18 protein-coding genes are annotated in these 19,645 nt (G+C 71.4%); 8 read left to right on the forward strand and 10 right to left on the reverse strand.

Features of this window, described 5'->3' with window-relative positions; genetic code table 11:
* The first annotated feature begins 505 nt into the window (after nucleotides 1-505).
* Both AB6L24_RS14485 and AB6L24_RS14490 read left to right on the forward strand, forming a co-directional pair.
* Nucleotides 506-1,036: a VOC family protein gene (locus AB6L24_RS14485; protein ID WP_405655578.1), complete on the forward strand. Its 531-nt coding sequence runs from the start codon at nucleotides 506-508 to the stop codon at nucleotides 1,034-1,036.
* Nucleotides 1,037-1,331: 295 nt separating this feature from the next.
* On the forward strand, nucleotides 1,332-2,948 hold the full coding sequence (locus AB6L24_RS14490; RefSeq protein WP_405655579.1) for an alpha/beta hydrolase: 1,617 nt from the start codon (nucleotides 1,332-1,334) through the stop codon (nucleotides 2,946-2,948).
* A gap of 60 nt (nucleotides 2,949-3,008) precedes the next feature.
* Here AB6L24_RS14490 and AB6L24_RS14495 read toward each other — a convergent pair whose 3' ends face one another.
* From AB6L24_RS14495 to AB6L24_RS14505, 3 genes are all read right to left on the reverse strand, one after another.
* Nucleotides 3,009-3,494: a YbaK/EbsC family protein gene (locus AB6L24_RS14495; RefSeq protein ID WP_405655581.1), complete on the reverse strand. Its 486-nt coding sequence runs from the start codon at nucleotides 3,492-3,494 to the stop codon at nucleotides 3,009-3,011.
* 1 nt (nucleotide 3,495) lies between these two features.
* The gene (locus tag AB6L24_RS14500) at nucleotides 3,496-4,539 is read right to left on the reverse strand and encodes an NAD-dependent epimerase/dehydratase family protein (protein WP_405655582.1); all 1,044 of its coding nucleotides are present in this window, start codon (nucleotides 4,537-4,539) and stop codon (nucleotides 3,496-3,498) included.
* 149 nt (nucleotides 4,540-4,688) lie between these two features.
* The gene (locus AB6L24_RS14505; RefSeq protein ID WP_380858507.1) at nucleotides 4,689-5,414 is read right to left on the reverse strand and encodes a lysophospholipid acyltransferase family protein; all 726 of its coding nucleotides are present in this window, start codon (nucleotides 5,412-5,414) and stop codon (nucleotides 4,689-4,691) included.
* A 264-nt stretch (nucleotides 5,415-5,678) separates the two neighbouring features.
* On the opposite strand from AB6L24_RS14505, the gene AB6L24_RS14510 reads away from it, so the two are divergent.
* Nucleotides 5,679-6,083, forward strand: coding sequence for a subtilase-type protease inhibitor (locus AB6L24_RS14510; RefSeq protein ID WP_405655584.1), 405 nt, complete (start codon nucleotides 5,679-5,681; stop codon nucleotides 6,081-6,083).
* A gap of 47 nt (nucleotides 6,084-6,130) precedes the next feature.
* On the opposite strand, the gene AB6L24_RS14515 is transcribed toward AB6L24_RS14510, so the two are convergent.
* From AB6L24_RS14515 to AB6L24_RS14535, 5 genes are all read right to left on the reverse strand, one after another.
* Nucleotides 6,131-6,289: a hypothetical protein gene (locus AB6L24_RS14515; protein WP_380858513.1), complete on the reverse strand. Its 159-nt coding sequence runs from the start codon at nucleotides 6,287-6,289 to the stop codon at nucleotides 6,131-6,133.
* Between the two features lie 93 nt (nucleotides 6,290-6,382).
* On the reverse strand, nucleotides 6,383-7,342 hold the full coding sequence (locus AB6L24_RS14520; protein ID WP_405655585.1) for a cytochrome c oxidase assembly protein: 960 nt from the start codon (nucleotides 7,340-7,342) through the stop codon (nucleotides 6,383-6,385).
* 111 nt (nucleotides 7,343-7,453) lie between these two features.
* Nucleotides 7,454-8,479, reverse strand: coding sequence for a 6-phosphofructokinase (locus AB6L24_RS14525; RefSeq protein WP_405655586.1), 1,026 nt, complete (start codon nucleotides 8,477-8,479; stop codon nucleotides 7,454-7,456).
* Between the two features lie 184 nt (nucleotides 8,480-8,663).
* Nucleotides 8,664-9,392, reverse strand: a complete 729-nt coding sequence (locus tag AB6L24_RS14530; RefSeq protein WP_030362404.1) for a type 1 glutamine amidotransferase — start codon at nucleotides 9,390-9,392, stop codon at nucleotides 8,664-8,666.
* Between the two features lie 49 nt (nucleotides 9,393-9,441).
* The gene (locus tag AB6L24_RS14535; RefSeq protein ID WP_030362405.1) at nucleotides 9,442-10,689 is read right to left on the reverse strand and encodes a MurT ligase domain-containing protein; all 1,248 of its coding nucleotides are present in this window, start codon (nucleotides 10,687-10,689) and stop codon (nucleotides 9,442-9,444) included.
* A gap of 137 nt (nucleotides 10,690-10,826) precedes the next feature.
* On the opposite strand from AB6L24_RS14535, the gene def reads away from it, so the two are divergent.
* Complete coding sequence (gene def, locus AB6L24_RS14540; protein WP_405655588.1) at nucleotides 10,827-11,393, forward strand: peptide deformylase; 567 nt, start codon at nucleotides 10,827-10,829, stop codon at nucleotides 11,391-11,393.
* A 76-nt stretch (nucleotides 11,394-11,469) separates the two neighbouring features.
* On the opposite strand, the gene AB6L24_RS14545 is transcribed toward def, so the two are convergent.
* Nucleotides 11,470-12,117: a TetR family transcriptional regulator gene (locus AB6L24_RS14545; RefSeq protein ID WP_380858526.1), complete on the reverse strand. Its 648-nt coding sequence runs from the start codon at nucleotides 12,115-12,117 to the stop codon at nucleotides 11,470-11,472.
* A gap of 189 nt (nucleotides 12,118-12,306) precedes the next feature.
* Here AB6L24_RS14545 and AB6L24_RS14550 point away from each other — a divergent pair, with 189 nt between their 5' ends.
* Nucleotides 12,307-13,542: an acyl-CoA dehydrogenase family protein gene (locus AB6L24_RS14550; protein WP_405655589.1), complete on the forward strand. Its 1,236-nt coding sequence runs from the start codon at nucleotides 12,307-12,309 to the stop codon at nucleotides 13,540-13,542.
* 143 nt (nucleotides 13,543-13,685) lie between these two features.
* Nucleotides 13,686-14,891, forward strand: coding sequence for an isoaspartyl peptidase/L-asparaginase family protein (locus AB6L24_RS14555; RefSeq protein ID WP_405655591.1), 1,206 nt, complete (start codon nucleotides 13,686-13,688; stop codon nucleotides 14,889-14,891).
* Between the two features lie 61 nt (nucleotides 14,892-14,952).
* On the opposite strand, the gene AB6L24_RS14560 is transcribed toward AB6L24_RS14555, so the two are convergent.
* Complete coding sequence (locus AB6L24_RS14560; RefSeq protein ID WP_405655593.1) at nucleotides 14,953-15,729, reverse strand: GNAT family N-acetyltransferase; 777 nt, start codon at nucleotides 15,727-15,729, stop codon at nucleotides 14,953-14,955.
* Nucleotides 15,730-17,095: 1,366 nt separating this feature from the next.
* On the opposite strand from AB6L24_RS14560, the gene AB6L24_RS14565 reads away from it, so the two are divergent.
* A complete protein-coding gene (locus tag AB6L24_RS14565; protein WP_405655594.1) occupies nucleotides 17,096-18,184 on the forward strand; it encodes a cytochrome P450 in 1,089 nt (362 codons plus the stop codon).
* An 88-nt stretch (nucleotides 18,185-18,272) separates the two neighbouring features.
* Nucleotides 18,273-19,622, forward strand: coding sequence for a serine hydrolase domain-containing protein (locus tag AB6L24_RS14570; protein ID WP_405655595.1), 1,350 nt, complete (start codon nucleotides 18,273-18,275; stop codon nucleotides 19,620-19,622).
* Nucleotides 19,623-19,645: the final 23 nt, after the last annotated feature.

The following is a 19,645-nucleotide window of genomic DNA, read 5'->3' on the forward strand; positions in this document are numbered from 1 at the left end:
ACCGGGCGGCGCGGGAGGGGACGAAGGTCCGGCGCGGTGCGCCGCCGTGACTCGTACACCGACATCGCTCCCGTTCCCTGGCCGCCCGGCGGGAGGCAGGTCGCAGGTTTCCGGCAGGATGACGCCTCGCATTGATCAACGTTCAACCATTTTCGGCCGCGACCCGCGCGGTGGGTCGGCGTCGATCGCGCTCAAGGGTGAGCCGCGAAGTCGGTGCAGGGTAGGGCTGCGTCACCCCCGACGGAAGCCCTCGTGTCCCAGATCCCCGACCGCGCCACGTGGAGGATCCCCCTGGCGCCATCGCGCCCCTGGAGCGCCGTCCTGGCCGGCGCCGGTGCTGCCGCCACCGCCCAGTTCGACCGCCGGGAGGTCGACGCTCCAGTGCGTGAACAATGGCTCATTATGATTTAACATTCAACTGATGCATGGGGCACGCTGATTGGAGCAATGGAGACCGCCCCGGTCCCCGGTTCAACACCGCAGCCGATCAACGGAGATGACCCACATGAGCCAGACCCTGCCGCTCCGCCTTCACCACCACGCATGGATCACCGACGACCAGGAGGCCAACCGGCACTTCTACGAGGACGTCATCGGCCTGCCCCTGGTGGCCACCTGGACCGAACGCGAGGTGCTCTCCGGAGCCGAACGCGCCTACAGCCACGCCCTCTACGGCATGGCCGACGGCAGCGCGCTCGCCTTCTTCCAGTTCGCCGACCCCAAGGACCAGGAGGAGTTCAAGACGGACCTCAACTTCACCCCTCTGCGCCACATCGCCTTCAAGGTCGAGACGGAGACCCAGGAAGCCATACTCAAGCGGGTCACCTCGGCCGGCTACGCCGATTCGAACGCCCACGTCCTCGACCACGGCTTCTGCGTCTCGCTGTACGTCACGGACCCCAACGGACTCATCCTGGAATTCGCCGTCGACCACCCCGACGTGGAGAAGATCGACGCCGAGCGACGCGCCACAGCACACGCCGACCTCGCCCGCTGGCTCGCCGGCGACCACACCAGCAACAACCACTGGCGCTGACCCCCGCCACCGGACAGCCCTGCCCCGTAGTCGTCACGGCAACGACGCCGACCTGCTGCGACTCTGCCCCGAACGGGGTCAGCGGCCCGTCGGCGTCGAGGAGCAGCAGCCGAGGCCTGGAGGAACCGGGCCTCCGGCCTGCCCTGGCCGCTCACCGGTACAAACCAATCCGTTTATCGGATTGGTAAAAAACGTCCAACACGTCTGTTGTCAGGGACCCCCCAGACGCAAGTATCCCCGTACCGAGCGAACGACCGAATCGATGTGCGGGAGGCCCCACTTGAGTCGTACCCCGATGACCACGCGGACCAGACGGACGGTGACGTTCGGTTCTGCGGGCACACTCGTCGCGGCGACGTTGATAGCGGGGGCGCTTGCCGCGCCGTCCGCGAGCGCTGATGTCCGGGGCGAGAAGGGCCCCGCCAAGGCCGCGGCCGCCAAGGACCGGGAGGCCGCCGGCGCTGCCGTCGCCGCCCGGCGCGCCGCCAAGAAGGGCATCTCCTGGAAGGACTGTCCCGAGGACTGGGGCATCGCCAAGCCCATCCAGTGCGGCTGGGTCACCGTGCCGCTGGACTACGCCAAGCCGAACGGCAAGCAGATCAAGCTCGCCGTCGACCGCATCGGCAACACCGGGACCAAGGGCGAGCGCCAGGGCGCGCTGCTCTACAACCCCGGCGGCCCCGGCGCCTCCGGCCTGCGCTTCCCCGCCCGCGTCACCAGCAAGAACAAGCTGTGGGAGAAGACCGCCAAGGCCTACGACTTCGTGGGCTTCGAGCCCCGCGGCGTCGGCCACTCCGCGCCCATCTCCTGCGTCGACCCGCAGGAGTTCGTCAAGGCTCCCAAGCTGGACCCGGTCCCCGACTCCGCGGCCGACAAGCGCGCCCAGCGCAAGCTCGCCGCCGAGTACGCGCAAGGGTGCAAGGAGCGCAGCGGCTGGATGCTGCCGCACATGACGACGCCCAACACCGCCCGCGACCTGGACGTCATCCGCGCCGCACTCGGTGAGAAGAAGCTCAACTTCCTGGGCGTCTCCTACGGCACCTACCTCGGCGCCGTCTACGCCACCCTCTTCCCGACGCACGTGCGCCGCATGGTCTTCGACTCGGTCGTCAACCCCTCGACGAAGAAGATCTGGTACGAGGCCAACCTCGACCAGGACGTCGCCTTCGAGATCCGTCTCAAGGACTGGATGACCTGGGTCGCCAAGTACGACGCCACCTTCCACCTCGGCGACACCGTCGAGAAGGTGCAGGCGCAGTGGACGAAGCTCCGCGCCACCGCGAAGAAGGACCCGCTGGGCGGCGTCGTCGGCCCGGCTGAGCTCATCTCGTACTTCCAGAGCGCGCCGTACTACGACTCCGCCTGGGTCTCCATCGCCACCAACTGGAGCAAGTACGTCGCCGGTGACACGAAGCCGCTGATCGAGGCCGCCAGCCCCGACCTGTCCGACACCGCCGGCAACAAGGCGTCGGAGAACAGCAACGCCGTCTACACCGCCGTCGAGTGCGCCGACGCCAAGTGGCCCACCAGCTGGAAGAAGTGGGACCGGGACAACACCCGCATCCACAAGGACCACCCGTTCATGACCTGGGCCAACGCCTGGATGAACCTGCCCTGCGCCACCTGGCCCAGCAAGCAGCACAAGCCCGTCGAGGTGAAGACCGGCAAGGGCCTGCCGCCCACGCTGATCGCCCAGGCCACCCGCGACGCCGCCACGCCGTACCCGGGCGGGGTCGAGCTGCACAAGCGGCTCAAGGGTTCCCGTCTGATCACGGAGAAGGACGCCGGCTCGCACGGCATCACCAACCTCGAGAACCCCTGCCTCAACCAGCGCGTCGACAACTACCTGCTCAACGGCAAGCTCGACAGCCGTGACGTGACGTGCACCCCGCACGCCACGCCCAAGCCGTAGTCAGTAGTGGTTCGTAGTCAGCAGTAGTTCGTGGTCAGCAGTTGTTCGTAGTCAGTGGTGCTACTGGGAGATCGACTCCAGCCTCGGCTGGGCGATCTCCCGGTAGTCCGCCGTCCGCAGCGCCAGCGAGCGGTCCAGACGGGCCGCGTTGAAGAACAGCTCCTCGTGCGCCAGCAGGGCCGGGTCCACGACGAGTTCCAGCTCCGGGTCGAAGGAGAACGGCAGGATCGTGCCGCTCACGCTCCCCGAGAGCCGCTCCGCCACCTCCGGTGTGGCGAAGCCCGCGTACACCCCGCCGAGCAGGGCCTTGAGCGCGTTCAGGTCCACGCGCCGGTCGCCGGGGACCACCGCGAGGACATAGCTCTTACGCTTCTTGTCCAGCTTCACCATCACCACGATGCACTTCGCGGCCTGCGCGAGCTCATGGCCGCGCAGCGCGCTCACCGCCTCCGTCGCGCCCTCCGCCGCGTGTTCGATGACGCGGTAGTGCGCGCCACGCTCCTCCAGCAGTCCGATGAGCTTCGTGTACTGGGCGTGCTCGGTCACCTCAGGCCTCCCGCTGAGCCAGCCAGGCGTCCTCCGCCCGGTAGTCGAACAGATCGATCACTGGATCATAGGCGCGCGCCAGGACCGGGAACGCCTCGCGCCAGTCCCGGCCGGAGAGCCGGTCGACCAGCCAACTCACCGTCTCCGGCAGCGAGTCGGCGTACGTCGTGACCGCTTTGTACGCCAAGTCCCGTTCCGCGGCCGACATGTCGTACACGACGGGGTGCCGGGCCGTCCAGGGCGTGAGGCCGACGCCCTTGCCCGGGGCCTCGCCTTCGATGAGGACCGTCTCGCTCTCGAAGCCGAGCACGGCGTCGACGGCCGCGCCGATCTCCGCGACGGTGGGGGCGTCCGGGTCGCCCGCGTTCAGGACCCGCGCGCCGGGGTGGCGGGCCGCGAGCCGTATCAGCTCCGCGAGGTTGTGCACGTTCACGGGGTGGAAGCGGCTCGTGCCGCCCTCGCTCAGGACCCGGGTGCGGCGGCCGTCGAGGACGCGCTTCACGAAGTACAGCTCGCGGGGTGCCCGGCAGTGCGGGCCGTGGATCGCCCCCGCCCGCAGGAGCGTCGTCGGCAGCCGGTCGCCGAGCGCGAGCAGGTCCCGCTCCAGCTGGATCTTCCGGGTGCCGTACGTCGTGGGGCCGGGTGCCACGGTCCGGTGGCCCTCGGGGATCGGCACCGGGTAGCGCGGGAAGCCGTCCGGCTCGTCCTGGGTGTCGAAGCTGCGGCCCTGCTCGTCCTCGTACACCGCGCCGCTGGAGATCACCACCGCCGATCCGATCCGGCCGGCCAGGGCCCCGAGCTGCCGGGCGTGCTCCGCCCCGTGCGCCACGATGTCGACGAGGACGTCGCAGCCCTCGCCGACCAGCTCCGCGAACGCCACGTCGTCCGCGCGGTCGAGGCGCGCCGCGCGCACGTCCCCGGGCCAGGAGCCGTCGCGCCCGCCGCCCAGCGACACCGCGGTCACCGCCCAGCCGTCCTCGGCCAGTGCCCGGACCGCCGCCCGCCCGATCTGCCCCGTCGCTCCGATCACCACTGCTCGACTCATGACCGGACGGTACGCCGGGGACGGGTGGAGGCCGCGCGGTTTCTGCGGTCGGCAGACGCGGGGCAACCCGCCACGGGCCGGGCCCGCGGCGCCGCACCTCGACGCAGCGGCAGCCTCAAATCAGCAGCATCCTCAGCTCAGCAGCATCCTCAGCTCAGCGGCATCCTCGGGAACTTCCGCCCCGCCACCGCCCGCGCCTCGGCCTCCTCCGCCTTCACCACCGCCGCGTACTTGTCCACGTACTCCTGCCCGGACAGGCCGAGGATCGCGTACATCAGCTCGTCCGTGACCGCGCGCAGGACCGCCTTCTCGCCGTCCATGCCCGCGTAGCGGGAGAATTCGAGGGGTTCGCCGAAGCGGATCGTGACGCGCTGGAAGCGCGGGACGACCTTGCCCGGCGGCTGCGCCTCGAAGGTGCCGATCATCGCGCAGGGAATCACCGGGACCTGCGCCTTGAGCGCCATCGCGGCGACGCCGACCTTGCCCTTGTACAGGCGGCCGTCGTGCGAGCGGGTGCCCTCCGGGTAGATGCCGAGCAGCTCGCCCTTGCGCAGCACGCCGAGGCCCTCGCGGATCGCGGCCTGCCCGGCCTCCTTGCCGGAGCGGTCCACCGGGATCTGGCCGGCGCTGCGGAAGAACGCGGCGGTGAGCCGTCCCTTGATGCCGGGCCCGGTGAAGTACTCGGCCTTCGCCAGGAACGTGATGCGCCGCTTGATGATCGCGGGCATCAGGAAGTGGTCGGAGAACGACAGGTGGTTCCCGGCGACGATGGCCGCGCCGTGCTCCGGAATGTGCTCCAGACCTTCGATTCTGGGGCGGAACATCAGCCGGAGCAGTGGCCCGAGGAGCACGTACTTGAGCACTAGGTAGAACATGCGGGTGCCGCCTTCCCCCGGGGGTGGTGCCGACGCACAGTAGTCAATCGCGGGCGCGTGCGCGAGAGCCCGTTCGGGTCTTGTGGATCGTGGGACGTGCGGTTCCCGGAGTGCGTCCGTCCGGGGGAGACGTCGGCCCCGTACGGGGGAGTGACCGGCGCGGCGGCTTGCGGGGCGGGAGGCCGCGGGGTGCTCTGGCCGGTGCCCGACGTCCCTGACGGCACCGTCCGTGACCGGCGTCCGTCGTTGCCTCCCGGAGGTCCCATGCGCTCGCTCACCGTCACCTCGGCCGCCCTGCTCGCGTGCGCCGCGGCCGCCGCGGGGGCCGTGCCGTCGGCGGCCGCGCCCGCCGAGGCTCCGCCCGGCAAGCACGAGGTCTTCCTGACCGTGTCGGGTGACGCGGACACCTGGATCCGCGGGGTGCTGCTGAGCTGTGTGCCCGAGCCGTCGGGGCACCACCCCTTCGCCCGGGAGGCCTGCGCGGAGCTGGACCGGGCGGGTGGCGACTTCGACGGGCTGCCGCGGGAGGACCGGATCTGCACCAAGGAGTACGCCCCGGTCACCGTCGGCGCGACCGGCAGCTTCCAGGGGCGTCCTGTCGACTGGCACCGGACGTACGGCAACGCGTGCGAGATGGCGGCGTCGACGGGGCACGTGTTCAGCTTCTGAGCGGCACCTGCCCGTCGGCGCGGTCCGCCTCGCCGACGCCCCACCGCTCACGTGGGGCGGGAGAGCACCATCGCCACCGTGAGGAGCCCGAGCACGACCCAGCCGAACCACAGCCAGCCGTTGCTCCCGAGCGCCACCGTGTACGCGGTCACCATCACGAGCCCCCCGATGGTGAACGCGCCCATCGTCTTCGTAGAACCAGGCATCGCCCTGCCTCCTCAAACGCAGGTCGGGCGTCCGGTCACCCGGGCGCCGAACCGTGGCCTGAGTCCATCCTCACCCGCGATGCCACCCGGCCGCTAGCGTCCGCGTGCCGCCAGTGACGCCAGATAGGCGTTGTACTCCTCCAGCTCCTTGTCCCCGTCGCGGTCGGCGGCACGGTCCTTGCGGCGGCCTTCGCGCTGGTCGGAGCGGTACCACTGGAAGAGCAGGGCGAGCAGCACGAGCACCGAGGGGATCTCGCTGAACGCCCAGGCGATGCCGCCCGCGGCGTTCTGGTCGGCGAGCGCCTCGACGCCGAGGGAGGCCGGGGGGTTCTTGTACGTGTCGATCATGGGCTCGGACGCCATCATCAGGGCGATGCCGAAGAACGCGTGGAACGGCATGCCCGCGAAGAGCTCCAGCATCCGCATCAGATAGCCGGGGCGGTGCGGGCCCGGGTCCACGCCCATGATCGGCCAGAAGAACACCAGGCCGACGGCGAGGAAGTGCACCATCATGCCGATGTGCCCGGGCTTGGAGCCCATCAGGGTGTCGAAGAGGGGCGTGAAGTACAGCGCGTACAGGCTCGCGATGAACAGCGGGATCGTGAACGCGGGGTGCGTGATGATCCGTACGTACCGGCTGTGCAGCAGGGCGAGCAGCAGCTCGCGCGGGCCCTTGCGGCCGCGGCCCGCGACCGGCAGCGCCCGGAGCGCCAGCGTGATCGGCGCGCCCATGAGCAGCAGGATCGGCGAGAGCATGCTGATGATCATGTGCTGCACCATGTGCACGCTGAACAGGACCATGCCGTAGTCGTTCAGCTTCGTGCACATCACGAGCAGGATGGTCAGGACGCCCACGACGAACGAGACCGTGCGGCCCACCGGCCACTTGTCGCCGCGCCGCACCAGGCGGACGACGCCCCACCCGTACAGGGCGAGGGCCACCAGGCAGCCGATGAGGAAGAAGGGGTCGGCCGAGGGTTCCAGGCCTCGCCCCAGCGTGAACGGCGGCAGATCCATGTTCATGCCATGCATGCCGTGCCCGCTGTGATCCATCCGCTGGCTCCTGTTTCGTGCAGATTGTGCGCTGTGTGTCCGCACCAGAGTAGAACCGCCCCCGGCCGCGCCTGCGACCGGGGGCGAGTACGTGAAATGCGGGCTACCGGCTCAGAGCACGCACTCCGCTTCCTCGTACCGCTCCTGCGGCACGGTCTTCAGCGTCTCGACGGCCTCGGCCAGCGGCACCATCACGATGTCTGTGCCCCGCAGCGCCGTCATCCGTCCGAACTCGCCGCGGTGCACGGCCTCCACGGCGTGCCAGCCGAAGCGGGTGGCGAGCACGCGGTCGTACGCCGTGGGGGTGCCGCCGCGCTGTACGTGGCCGAGAATCACCGGGCGGGCCTCCTTGCCGAGGCGCTGCTCCAGTTCGAGGGAGAGCTGCCGGGCGATGCCCGCGAACCGCTCGTGGCCGTAGACGTCCTTGACGCCCTCGTCGAACTCCATGCTGCCCTCGCGGGGCTTGGCGCCCTCGGCGGCCACGACGATCGCGAACTTCTTGCCCGCCTCGAACCGCTCGCCGACCTTCTTCGCCAATTCCTCGATGTCGAAGGGCCGCTCGGGGACGACGATGGCGTGCGCGCCGGCCGCCATGCCGGAGTGCAGCGCGATCCAGCCGGTGTGCCGGCCCATGACCTCGACGATCAGGACGCGCTGGTGCGACTCGGCGGTGGTCTTGAGGCGGTCGAGGGCCTCGGTGGCGACCCCGACGGCCGTGTCGAAGCCGAACGTCACGTCGGTGACGGCGATGTCGTTGTCGATGGTCTTCGGCACGCCGACGATGGGCAGGCCCGCGTCGGAGAGCAGCCGGGCCGCCTTCAGCGTGCCCTCGCCGCCGATCGGGATGACCGCGTCCAGGCCGAGGTCGACGAGGTGGCCCTTGGCGCGCTCGACGCCGTCACGCAGATGGGCGGGCTGCACCCGGGACGAGCCGAGGATCGTGCCGCCGCGGGCCAGGATGCCGCCGACCGCGTCCAGGTCCAGCTTGCGGTAGTCGCATTCGAGCAGGCCCCTCCAGCCGTCGTGGAAGCCGATGACCTCGTCGCCGTGGTCGACGACGGCGCGGTGGACGACGGACCGGATGACGGCGTTCAGGCCGGGGCAGTCGCCGCCGGAGGTCAGGACACCAATGCGCATAGCACGGATTACCTTTGCCACGTGGGTCGGTGACCGGACCCCGTCGTCCGGCTGGAACGCGGCCACCCTACCGGGGACGGGGGACTGTCCCCCTAGCTCGTCCGAGTGCTGGACGTGTCCCCGGCTCCCGCCGATCGCGCTCCGCGCTCGTCCTCAATCGCCGGACGGGCTGAAACCCCCCGCGCTACGCAGGCTGCTGGGCGGCGGCGATCCGCTCCCCGCGCAGCGCCTCGTACCAACGGTCGTCCGTCGGCGGCAGTGCGTTCACGTCGAGGGCCAGCTTCAGGAGCAGGTCCGCGATGAGGGGGTTGCGGGCGAGCACGGGGCCGTGCATGTACGTACCGAAGACCGTGCCGTTGTACGCGCCTTCGGTGCCGTCGCCCGTGCCGTTGCCCTTGCCGAGGCGGACGCGGGCGAAGGGGCGCGAGCCCGGGCCGATGTGCGTGATGCCCTGGTGGTTCTCGAAGCCGGTCAGCTCGGGCAGGCCGAGCTGCGGGTCGATGTCGCCGAGGACGTCGCCGACGCAGCGCTCGCCCTCGCCGCGGGTGGAGACCACGTCGAGCAGGCCGAGGCCGGGCTCGCGCTGGCCGAGGTCGTTGATGAACTCGTTGCCGAGGATCTGGTAGCCCGCGCACACCGAGAAGACGATGGCGCCGTTGCCGACGGCCCGCTGCAGACCGCCGTCGCGGCGCAGCCGCTCGGAGGCCAGGCGCTGCGGGCGGTCCTCGCCGCCGCCGATCAGGTAGATGTCGCCGGAGGTCGGCACCGGCTGGTCGCTGCGGACGTCGTACCGCTCGACCTGGAGGCCGCGCTGGCGGGCGCGGCGCTCGACGACGAGGGCGTTGCCCTGGTCGCCGTACGTGCTCAGCAGGTCCGGGTAGACCCACACCAGACGCAGGCTGTTGTCGCTCATGCTCATTGGTCCCTACGAAGCTCTCGAAGTGCTGGGGAGTCCGGCGGCCTCAGTTGCCCACGCGGCGGCGCAGGTCCTGGAACGCGGTGTAGTTCGCGATCGTCTCGATGCGTCCGGGCGGCGCGAGCTGCACGGCCTCGTCGAGCGTCTCGCAGACACGGAAGTCCAGGCCCGCGACCTCGAGCCGGACGGCGAGGTCCAGCTTGCGGTCGCCGAGTACGAAGATCGGGCGCCCGGCGAGGCGGGTGTAGTCGACGTCCCACAGCCAGGAGGTGTCCGTGCCGTCGGCGCCGCGGGCGTTCACCGACAGGACCACGGGGGCCGGCGCCGGGTCGATCAGCGAAAACGTTTCGAGCCAGCCCGCCGGGTTCTTGGCGAGCAGCAGCCGCAGGTCACGGCCCTGGAACTGGACGACGTCATAGCGGCCGGCGACGGCCTGCACCTGGTACATCCGCTCCAGGGCGACCTGCGGGGGCACGCCGAAGACGGCGGCGACGGCGGCCGACGAGGCGGCGTTGGCCTTGTTCGCGCGGCCGGGGAGCTGGAGGTGGATGGGCCAGGCGGAGCCGTGCGGGTCGAGGACGTAGTCACCGGAGAGGGCCCAGCTCGGGGCGGGGCGGCGGAAGCCGCACTCGCCGCAGAACCAGTCGTCGCCGGGGCGCTGCATGACGCCGCCGCACGCCGGGCAGGACCAGGCGTCGTCCTTCCACTCCTGGCCCGCGGCCACCCACACGACGTTCGGCGAGGAGGAGGCGGCCCACACGACCAGCGGGTCGTCGGCGTTGGCGATGACGACGGCCTTGGAACCGGCCAGGCCCTCACGCCACTTCTCGGCGAGCATGCGGGTCTCACCGGCGCGGTCGAGCTGGTCACGGGAGAGGTTCAGGAGCGCGATCGCCTTGGGGTCGACGTCACGGGCGACGCCCGCCAGGTACTTCTCGTCGACCTCGATGACGCCGAACCGCGCGTCGGAGCCGCCCGCGAGCGCGGAGGTGATTCCGGCAGGCATGTTGGCGCCGAGGGCGTTGGAGACGACCGGGCCGCTGGCGCGCAGGGCCTCGGCGATCAGCCGCGTCGTGGTGGTCTTGCCGTTCGTGGCCGAGACCAGCACCACGTCCAGGTGCGTGGCCAGCCGGCCGAGGAGCTCCGGGTCGAGCCGGAGGGCCACCTTGCCGCCGATCACCGATCCACTGCCGCGGCCCGCCGCACGCGACACCGCCGCGGCCGCCTTGCCCGCCGTCACGGCCAGCTTGGCCCGCGGCGACAGCGGGTCTGCACTGCCAGGGTGTCCTGCCATCTCTCGTGATCCTCCTTGCGTACGGCGCCGCGCCTGCCCGGCATCGTGTCGGGCCAGCCTATCGAGATCGGCGGACAAGCCCGAATCACACCACCTGCTCACGCTGCTGCTCTCCCCTGGACCGTACTCTTGCCGCCATGCGACACGGCTCGATCCCGGGCGCCTCAGGGCGCGTACGACCCCTGACCCTGCTCGGCGACCCCGTGCTGCACACCCCCGGCGCGGAGGTGACCGACTTCGGTCCCCAACTGGCCGCGCTGGTCGAGGACATGTTCGCCACGATGTACGCGGCCAGGGGCGTCGGCCTGGCCGCGAACCAGGTCGGCGTGGGTCTCAGGGTGTTCGTGTACGACTGCCCCGACGACGAGGACGTGCGCCACCTCGGGCACCTGGTGAACCCGCGTCTTGTCGATGTGGACGGCGTGAGCGTCCGGGGGCCGGAAGGGTGTCTGTCGCTGCCGGGCCTCGAGGCGGCGACCCCGCGCTTCGACCACGCGGTCCTCGAGGGCTTCACGATGCGCGGGGACGCGGTGCGGGTGCACGGCACCGGATTCTTCGCGCGCTGCCTGCAGCACGAGTACGACCACCTGGAGGGCGGGGTGTACACCGATCACGTCACCGGGTGGCGCCGCCGCCGGGTGCTCCGGCAGGCGGCGAAGGCTCCCTGGGCGACGCGCGCCGGAGCCGCGGTGACCACGGCCTGAGCCGCGGTCACCGCCGCCCGGGAAGCTCTCGGGGGTGCGTGCGGAGGCTTTCGTCAGAGGGGCGTGCAGGAGGCTCTCAGAAGCCGGGCCCGCCCATGCGGTTGCCCGCCGCCGCGAGCCGGCCCCACAGCAGGTCGGCCAGGCTGCCCACCAACTCGGCGCGCGAGCAGGGCCGTTCGCCGAGCCACCAGTCCCCGGCCGCGTGCATCATGCCGACGATCCCGTGGCCCCAGACCCGGGCGAGACGGGCGCTCTCCGGGCCGAGGTCGACGCGCTCCTCGATGACCTCGGCCAGCTCCTCGCCGAGGCGGCGAAGGAGCGGGGCGGAGTGCAGGCCGACGTCGAAGCCGCCCTGGTCGCCGGCGGGGCCCGCCTCCGAGGGGTGCATCAGGAAGCGGTAGACCTGCGGGCGGGCCTCGATCGCGGCGAGGTAGGTGTCGAGCGTGGCCTCCACCCGCTCCCTGCGTTCGGCGGGGGCGTCGAGGGCGGCGCGCAGCGAGGCGAGCAGGGCGTCCGTGTGCCGCTTGGCGAGGGCCGCGTACAGTCCGCCCTTGTCGCCGAAGTGCCGGTACAGAATGGGCTTGGTGATGCCCGCCTCGGCGGCGATGGCGTTCATCGAGGCGCCGGGTCCGTCACGGAGCACGACGCGGTCGGCCGCCTCCAGAAGCTCGCGCCGCCGTTGCTCGGCGGACCGCTGCTGGTCGGTCCGCTGCGTGGTCTCCATGGGGTGTCTCTCCGCCCGTGCGATTGCGTGACGCACGCGCCGTGCGAAATGCCTGACGCACGCGAAACGTAACACTCGCGCGAGGGTGCGCATCGAACGGGCTGCCGGGAGTTGACATCGGCTACCGGCCGGTAACACACTCCAGTTACCGGAAGTAACGTAGCAGGGTTCCGCAGTCCTGGAGGGGTCATGGCCGAGTTCACCATGGAGCTGAGCGACGAGCAGAAGGAGGTCCGGGACTGGCTCCACGGGTTCGCCGCCGATGTGATCCGCCCCGCGGCCGCCGAGTGGGACGAGCGCGAGGAGACGCCCTGGCCGGTGATCCAGGAGGCGGCGAAGGTCGGCATCTACTCCCTGGACTTCTACGCCCAGCAGTTCTTCGACCCCACCGGGCTCGGCATACCCATGGCGATGGAGGAGCTCTTCTGGGGCGACGCGGGCATCGCCCTCTCCATCGTCGGCACCGGCCTCGCCGCCGTCGGCGTCCTCGCCAACGGCACCGAGGAGCAGATCGGCACCTGGATCCCGCAGATGTACGGCGACGTGAACGACGTGAAGGTCGCCGCCTTCTGCTCCTCCGAGCCGGACGCGGGATCCGACGTGGCCTCCATGCGCACCCGTGCGGTGTACGACGAGGCCAAGGACGAGTGGGTCCTGAGCGGCACCAAGACCTGGGCGACCAACGGCGGCATCGCGAGCGTCCACGTGGTCGTCGCGGTGGTCGACCCCGAGCTGGGTTCCAAGGGGCACGCCTCCTTCATCGTGCCGCCGGACACCCCCGGTCTGTCCCAGGGCCAGAAGTTCAAGAAGCACGGCATCCGCGCCTCGCACACCGCCGAGGTGGTCCTGGAGGACGTGCGCGTCCCCGGCTCCTGCCTGCTCGGCGGCAAGGACAAGCTGGACGAGCGCCTCGCCCGCGCGCGTGAGCGCGCCAAGAGCGCCGACAAGGACGGGGCGCGCCTGAAGAACGCCGCCATGGCGACGTTCGAGGCGTCCCGACCGGCGGTCGGCGCGATGGCGGTGGGCACGGCCCGCGCCGCGTACGAGGAGGCCCTGGAGTACGCCAAGACGCGTACGCAGTTCGGCCGCCCGATCATCGACAACCAGGGCGTGGCCTTCCAACTGGCCGACATGCGGACGCAGATCGACGCCGCCCGGCTGCTCGTGTGGCGGGCCTCCTGGATGGCGACCACGGGCAAGAAGTTCGAGTCGGCCGAGGGCTCGATGTCCAAGCTGTTCGCGAGCGAGACCGCGAAGAAGGTCACCGCCCAGGCGATCCAGATCCTCGGCGGCAACGGCTTCACGCGGGAGTACCCGGTGGAGCGCATGCACCGGGACGCCGCGATCTACACGATCTTCGAGGGCACGAGCGAGATCCAGCGCCTGGTGATCGCCCGCACGCTGTCGGGGCTGCCGATCCGCTGACGGGGGGCCTGCGGCTCAGGGGCGAGCCTTGGGGTGCGGGGCGTGTGACGGGGGTGCGGGCCGGGGCGGAGGAGGCGCTCTGGCAGGCGCCATGGCCATGCCATTACCGTGGACGCCCGCGTTCCCTCTGCCGAGGAGTGCCGATGCGCAGACGCCCCCTGACCTGGCTGATTCCCGTCCTCGCCACCGCCGCCGCGGTCACCGTGACCGCGGTGGCCGTCCCCCAGGGAGACGGCCGGGAGCCCGACGGCCGCTCCGTGCCCGCCGCGCACGGGGAGCGCCCCGCGGGGAAGGGCAAGCCGGACGCGCGGGACGTGGTCCTCGCTGTGCACGGCGGGGCCGGGACCGCGCTCGACCGCGACAAGACGACCCCGGAGCGCGAGAAGGCCTACCGGGACGGGCTCGGCAAGGCCCTGCGGGCCGGGCAGAAGGTTCTCGACAAGGGCGGCTCCAGCGTGGACGCCGTGCAGGCGGCCGTGGTGGAGCTGGAGGACGACCCGCTGTTCAACGCGGGCAAGGGCGCCGTGTTCACCGCGGACGCGGGCCATGAGCTGGACGCGTCGATCATGCGCGGCTCGGACCTGAAAGCGGGTGCGGTGGCCGGCGTGAAGAGCCTGCGCAACCCCGTCGCGGGCGCCCGCACGGTGATGGACAAGTCCCCGCACGTGCTGCTCGCGGGCGAGGGCGCCGACGACTTCGGCGCACGGCACGGCCTGAAGACCGTCACCCAGGACTACTACTGGACGCAGGCCCGTTGGGACGCCCTGATGGCCGCCAAGGCGGCGGAGCGGGGCGGTGGGGGCGATGGGGGCGGTGGGGGAGCGGACAAGGGCCTGAAGGGCTCCCCGGGCGCCGGGGGCTCCAAGGGCGGTGACCGTGGCACCGACTCGCCCGCCGCCCTCGCCGACGCGCAGTCCAAGGGCACGGTCGGCGCGGTCGCCGTCGACAGACGGCGCGACCTGGCGGCGGCCACCTCGACCGGCGGCATGACCAACAAGCTGCCCGGCCGCGTCGGTGACTCACCGCTGATCGGCTCGGGGACGTACGCGAAGAACAGCACGGTCGCCGCGAGCGCCACCGGCGCCGGAGAGGTGTTCATCCGGGGCGCCGCCACCTCGACGATCTCCAACCTGGTGGAGTTCAAGGGCGCTGACGTCGCGTCCGCGGCGTACGAAGTGATCGTCAAGCGGCTGCCGAAGCTCGGTGGCGACGGCGGGGTGATCGCGCTCGCGCCGAACGGCGAGTTCGACGCGCCGCACAGCAGCCCGGGCATGCTGCACGGCTATCTGACGAAGGGCGGGAAGGTCGTCACGAAGATCTTCCCGGACGAGACGCCGCCCAATACCTGAGGGCGGGGCGGGTCCGGCCGGGCCGGGGGGGCGTCGGCGCCCCCCCCGGCCCGGGCCCGGCTCACGGCTTGTGGACGTACGGCGTCGTCGTGCCCAGCTCCGCGAAGCCGAGGCGGCGCAGGATCGGGCGGCTCTGGCTGGACGCGTCGACCTGGAGGTGGCGCACGCCGCGGTCGGCGGCGATGCGGGCGCGGTGGGCGATCAGGGCGCGGTAGATGCCCCGGCCGCGCCACTCGGTGACGGTGCCGCCGCCCCACAGGCCCGCGAAGTCGGTGCCGGGGCACAACTCAAGGCGGGCCGAGCTGACCGGGACGTCACCGGCGAGGGCGACGACCGCGGCGATGGTGTCCGGCGCGGTCGTGAGCTGGTCGAGCAGCTGCTTGCCGAGGGCGGTGCCGTCCGTGCCGAAGGCCTGCTCGTGCACGTCGATCATCAGCCGCACGCCGGCCGCGTCCGTCACCGGCGCAAGGCGGACGCCCTCGGGCGGACCTGCGTCCAGGGGCAGTTCGTCCACGGCGGCGACCATCAGCGTCTCGGGGTCCTCGGGGGTGAACCCGGCCGCGAGGAGCCGCTCGGGCAGGTCGGCGGGCAGGTCGTGGGAGTACGCCTTCCACTCGAACTCCAGGCCGCGCGAGGTGAAGTGGCGCACCTGCGCGGCGATGGCCGCGTCCGCGGTGCTCTCGTCCAGGTCCGACCACACGACGCCGTTCCAGTCGTGGGCGCCGCCCACGCGGCGTACGACACCGTCCGCCCGCTCGACCACCACACCGGGGCCGTCGGGGTCCAGGTTCTGCCGAATCTGCCGGTCGTACGCCGCGAGCACCGCTGTGTGATCCATGCGGTCACTTCAGCAGGGCGGTTCCGGTGGGGCAACGGGATTTCGCGAGGGGCGCTGACCCTGCTCCGAGCAAGGGGGAGCGGTGGCACGAGCCAGCCGGCTCGCCTCGATCGGCTGATCGGCCTGGAGGGGCGGCGACCTGTTCCCGCACCCGATACCGGTGCGCCCGATCGTCCTTCCGCAGGACTGATCCGCCTGGTCGCCGAGATCGACCGAGCCGTCGTGTGCCGGCGCAGGATGTGACAGTCGGGCGCCAAGCGTTGGCCAATGGTAATTCGTCGGGATGTAATGGCGAGTTCCCCACCTGTTGGAAGCGTGTGCCCGCGCACAGTGAGTGACTGTGCGCCCCCTGTGCCCCCGGCGAAAACCGGCCACGTCGCTCTACCGGCGTAGAGCGTGCTTCGCCGCTTGATCATGCCCAGTTGGCTCGGATCGCCGACGGGGCGCACCTGGAACGCATCCGTTCGTTTCCGTTCATCTTCCTTCATTGCGGCGTCGTCTGGTTCCGGAAGTTCTTCTTCCGTCGCAGGTGAGCGGCATGTTTGGCTGGAAAGGCGCGAGCGGTACGGCGCACTGCCGGCGGTCAGGAGTTTGGTAGCGAGGTGCCGGGGTACACGGCGGCTCGGCGGTCCACCGGGGACCGCTGCGATGTCAGCTGGGGCGCCCCGAAGCTACTCGGCAGTTACGGAAATCGCATGGCAGAAGCACCCTCCGTTCAACTTCAGGGGGTTGCTTCCGGGTGACCCACCGTGAAAACTGTGGCGCGGATGCTCTGAATGCGCGTGGTGCAAAGCGCCGGAACGTATCCCTTCAAGGGGTCGTCCGCCGCCGGACGCCGGGGCCGCTGCGGACCCGTGCCACGCCTGCTGGACGCATGGGGAAGCCCCGCGCAACGGCTGCGCGGAACGTTTCACTGGGGGATGAGTGATGTCGGCTTGGTTCGCGCAAGAGGTGCCGCCCTTGGCTCATGGAGGCACGGAAGGCCGCGGTGCGATGAGTCGGGCGTGTTGAGCTGGGCCGCGCGGCCCCGATGACGGACAGATGACAGGCGCACGGGCGTAGGACGCCGCCCGTCACTACCGCCTGCCCTGCCCTGCGCGAGAGACGCCCCCAAGGCGGCCTCCCGGCACGCCGCGCGCACCAGCACCGCGTATCGCCGCCCCCTGCGCGCGGGGCACCCGCCTGTCAGGGGCCGATGCCCCCCGGGCCACGGCACTCGCCCCACGCCCCCACCCAAGGGAGAAAAGTGACGAACAAGCCATCCACACAGGGCCACTTATTGTTTGACACGCTGACCGAAAGATGGCGGTCCCTGCGCGAGGCCGGGCCCGTCCGGTACGACGATGCGCAGGGTGTCTGGCACGTCGTGGACCACGAAGGCGTCGCCGCCGTGCTCAGCGACTCTGCGACGTACTCCTCCGACATGACCCCGATCGCCCCCACCCAGGAGGACTTCGAAGCCTTCCGGCAGGGCAACTTCGTGGGGATGGACCCGCCCGAGCACCGCAAGTTCCGCACCCTGGTGAGTCAGGCGTTCACCCCTCGGGTGGTGAACGGCCTGGAGCCGCGCATCGAGGCCGTCTGCGCCCGCCTCCTCGACGCCGTCGAGGACCGCGACCGCATCGACATGGTGGACGCGCTCGCCTACCCGCTGCCCATCATCGTCATCGCCGACCTCCTGGGCATCCCGGTCGAGGACCAGCCCCTGTTCCAGGAGTGGGCCGCCACCCTCTTCGGCGGCGACCAGCTCGGCGAGTCGCCCGACATGGCCGACCTGGAGCGCGCCCTGGAGGCCATCGCGCCGACCGTGCGCGAGATGAACGGCTACGTCCTCGACCACATCCGCCGCCGCCGCGCGGCCCCCGGTGACGACCTCATCAGCAAGCTCATCGCCGCCGAGGTCGACGGCGTCCGCCTGGAGGACCAGGAGATGGTCGGCTTCGTCGCCCTCCTCCTCGTCGCCGGCCACATCACCACCACGGCACTCCTCGGCAACGCCCTGGTGGCCTTCGACCGCAACCCCGGCACGCTCGCCGCGCTGCGCGCCGACCCCGGACGCCTCCCCGAGGCCATCGAGGAAGTGCTGCGCTGGCTGCCGCCCTTCCCCGAACTGGGGCGCCGCGTCAACAAGCCCGTCGTCCTCGGCGGCAACAAACTGGAACCCAACACCCTGGTGATGGCCCACCTGGGCGCCGCCAACCGTGACCCCGCACGGTTCACCGACCCGGACACCCTGAACATCGCCCGCAGCCCGAACCCCCATCTGACCTTCGGCCACGGCATCCACTTCTGTTTCGGCGCGCACCTGGCACGCCTGGAGGCCCGCACAGCGCTGCGCATGCTGCTCGACCGCTACCGGGACCTCGGGGTCCCCTCGTACGACGACGTCACCTACCAGAACCCCGCCGTCCTCGTCGGCGTACGGCACCTGCCGGTCGACGTCGTCCGGGCCTAGGAAGCGCGCCACCGCGTCCGGCCCGACCGAGCCCAGGCGGCCGACGCGTCACCTTCCATGAACCACTGTTCACAGGAGTCACCTCGTCATGCCGTACCCCACCGCCGCGCCGATCGTCGAGCGGCACCCGTCCCCGATACGCCAGGCGTTACAGGACCGCCTGGACGTACTCGCCCGGACCCACCGCGTGCCCGGGGCCCACCTGGCCGTGGACACCGGGACAGAGGTCGTCAGCGCCCACACCGGCACCGCAGACGCCGCCGTCCGTGCCCCCTTCACCGCCGACACGGCCGTACCCCTTGGCTCCGTCACCAAGGTCTACACCGCCGCCGCCGTGATGCTCCTGGCCGACGACGGGGACCTCGACCCCGACGACCCCGTGGCCTCGTTCCTGCCCGAGCTACGCGCGTTACCTGAGGTAACGATCCGTCACCTGCTCAGTCACACCGCGGGCCTGCCGACGGGGCCCGACTCCGACACCGCCGCCGGAACCCCCGTCTCGCGCTACCTCTCGGGTGTCTGCACCGCCCGGAACGCCCTGTTCCCGCCCGGAGCCGGGTTCTCCTACTCCAACGCGGGCTACGTCGCCGCCGGCCGCCTCGTCGAGGCCGTCACCGGCATGACCTGGCAGGAGGCCGTCCGCGCCCTCCTCCTGGACCCGCTCGGCACCGCGCCCGCGTTCCTCGACGACACCGCGCCCGCCCGCCCGGCCGCCGTCGGCCACGCGCTGAACACCGCGACCGGACAGCTCCGCCCGGCCCGGCAGAACCTCGCCCCCGTCGAGGCCCCGGCGGGCGCCCTCCTGGCCAGCGCCCTCGACCTGGCCGCGCTCGGCAGAGCCCTGGTCGGCCGCTCCACGGTGCTGCCGACCGCCTCCGCCGCCCTCATGCGCAGCCGTCAACAAGGCGCCGAGTCCGAGGGCCTGGCCGACGCCTGGGGGCTCGGCCTCGCACTGTTCCAGGAGGACGGGCGCTGGTGGTGCGGCCACGACGGCAACGCCCAGGGCACCTCCTGCCACCTGCGGGCCGAACCCGAGAGCGGCGTCGTCGTCGCCTTCACCGGCAACGCGGGCGGCGCCACCGCCCTCTGGCAGGACCTCGCCGACGACCTCACCCGGATCACCGGGCTCCGGGTGCCGACCGCTCCGGCCACCCCACGCCACGGCGACCCCGTCGCGCTGCCCGAGTGCGCGGGCACCTACCACAACGGCACCACGGAGTACCGGATCACGCTCGACGCGGACGGCTCTCCGGCGCTGTCCGTCGACGGCGACCTGCCGCTGCCGCTCGTCTGTCACGCGGACCTCACCTGCGACCTCGTCGACCCGGTCACCGGGCGGCGCGAGCCCGGCGGGCGCTTCCATCGCGATCCCGTCACCGGCGTCGTCGACCGCGTGCAGATATCCGGCCGCACCGCCCGCCGCACCAGCAGCGTCTGATCCCCACCCGCTCCGCGGCCGAC

Source organism: Streptomyces sp. RK9, from assembly GCF_045070545.1.
Classification (GTDB): Bacteria; Actinomycetota; Actinomycetes; order Streptomycetales; family Streptomycetaceae; genus Streptomyces; species Streptomyces alboflavus.

Coding starts and splice junctions, on each gene's coding strand:
- AB6L24_RS14485 (WP_405655578.1), top strand. CDS start 506: ATGAGCCAGACCCTGCCGCTCCGCCTTCACCACCACGCATGGATCACC.
- AB6L24_RS14490 (WP_405655579.1), top strand. CDS start 1,332: ATGACCACGCGGACCAGACGGACGGTGACGTTCGGTTCTGCGGGCACA.
- AB6L24_RS14500 (WP_405655582.1), bottom strand. CDS start 4,539: ATGAGTCGAGCAGTGGTGATCGGAGCGACGGGGCAGATCGGGCGGGCG.
- AB6L24_RS14505 (WP_380858507.1), bottom strand. CDS start 5,414: ATGTTCTACCTAGTGCTCAAGTACGTGCTCCTCGGGCCACTGCTCCGG.
- AB6L24_RS14510 (WP_405655584.1), top strand. CDS start 5,679: ATGCGCTCGCTCACCGTCACCTCGGCCGCCCTGCTCGCGTGCGCCGCG.
- AB6L24_RS14515 (WP_380858513.1), bottom strand. CDS start 6,289: ATGCCTGGTTCTACGAAGACGATGGGCGCGTTCACCATCGGGGGGCTC.
- AB6L24_RS14520 (WP_405655585.1), bottom strand. CDS start 7,342: ATGGATCACAGCGGGCACGGCATGCATGGCATGAACATGGATCTGCCG.
- AB6L24_RS14525 (WP_405655586.1), bottom strand. CDS start 8,479: ATGCGCATTGGTGTCCTGACCTCCGGCGGCGACTGCCCCGGCCTGAAC.
- AB6L24_RS14530 (WP_030362404.1), bottom strand. CDS start 9,392: ATGAGCGACAACAGCCTGCGTCTGGTGTGGGTCTACCCGGACCTGCTG.
- AB6L24_RS14535 (WP_030362405.1), bottom strand. CDS start 10,689: ATGGCAGGACACCCTGGCAGTGCAGACCCGCTGTCGCCGCGGGCCAAG.
- def (WP_405655588.1), top strand. CDS start 10,827: ATGCGACACGGCTCGATCCCGGGCGCCTCAGGGCGCGTACGACCCCTG.
- AB6L24_RS14545 (WP_380858526.1), bottom strand. CDS start 12,117: ATGGAGACCACGCAGCGGACCGACCAGCAGCGGTCCGCCGAGCAACGG.
- AB6L24_RS14550 (WP_405655589.1), top strand. CDS start 12,307: ATGGCCGAGTTCACCATGGAGCTGAGCGACGAGCAGAAGGAGGTCCGG.
- AB6L24_RS14555 (WP_405655591.1), top strand. CDS start 13,686: ATGCGCAGACGCCCCCTGACCTGGCTGATTCCCGTCCTCGCCACCGCC.
- AB6L24_RS14560 (WP_405655593.1), bottom strand. CDS start 15,729: ATGGATCACACAGCGGTGCTCGCGGCGTACGACCGGCAGATTCGGCAG.
- AB6L24_RS14570 (WP_405655595.1), top strand. CDS start 18,273: ATGCCGTACCCCACCGCCGCGCCGATCGTCGAGCGGCACCCGTCCCCG.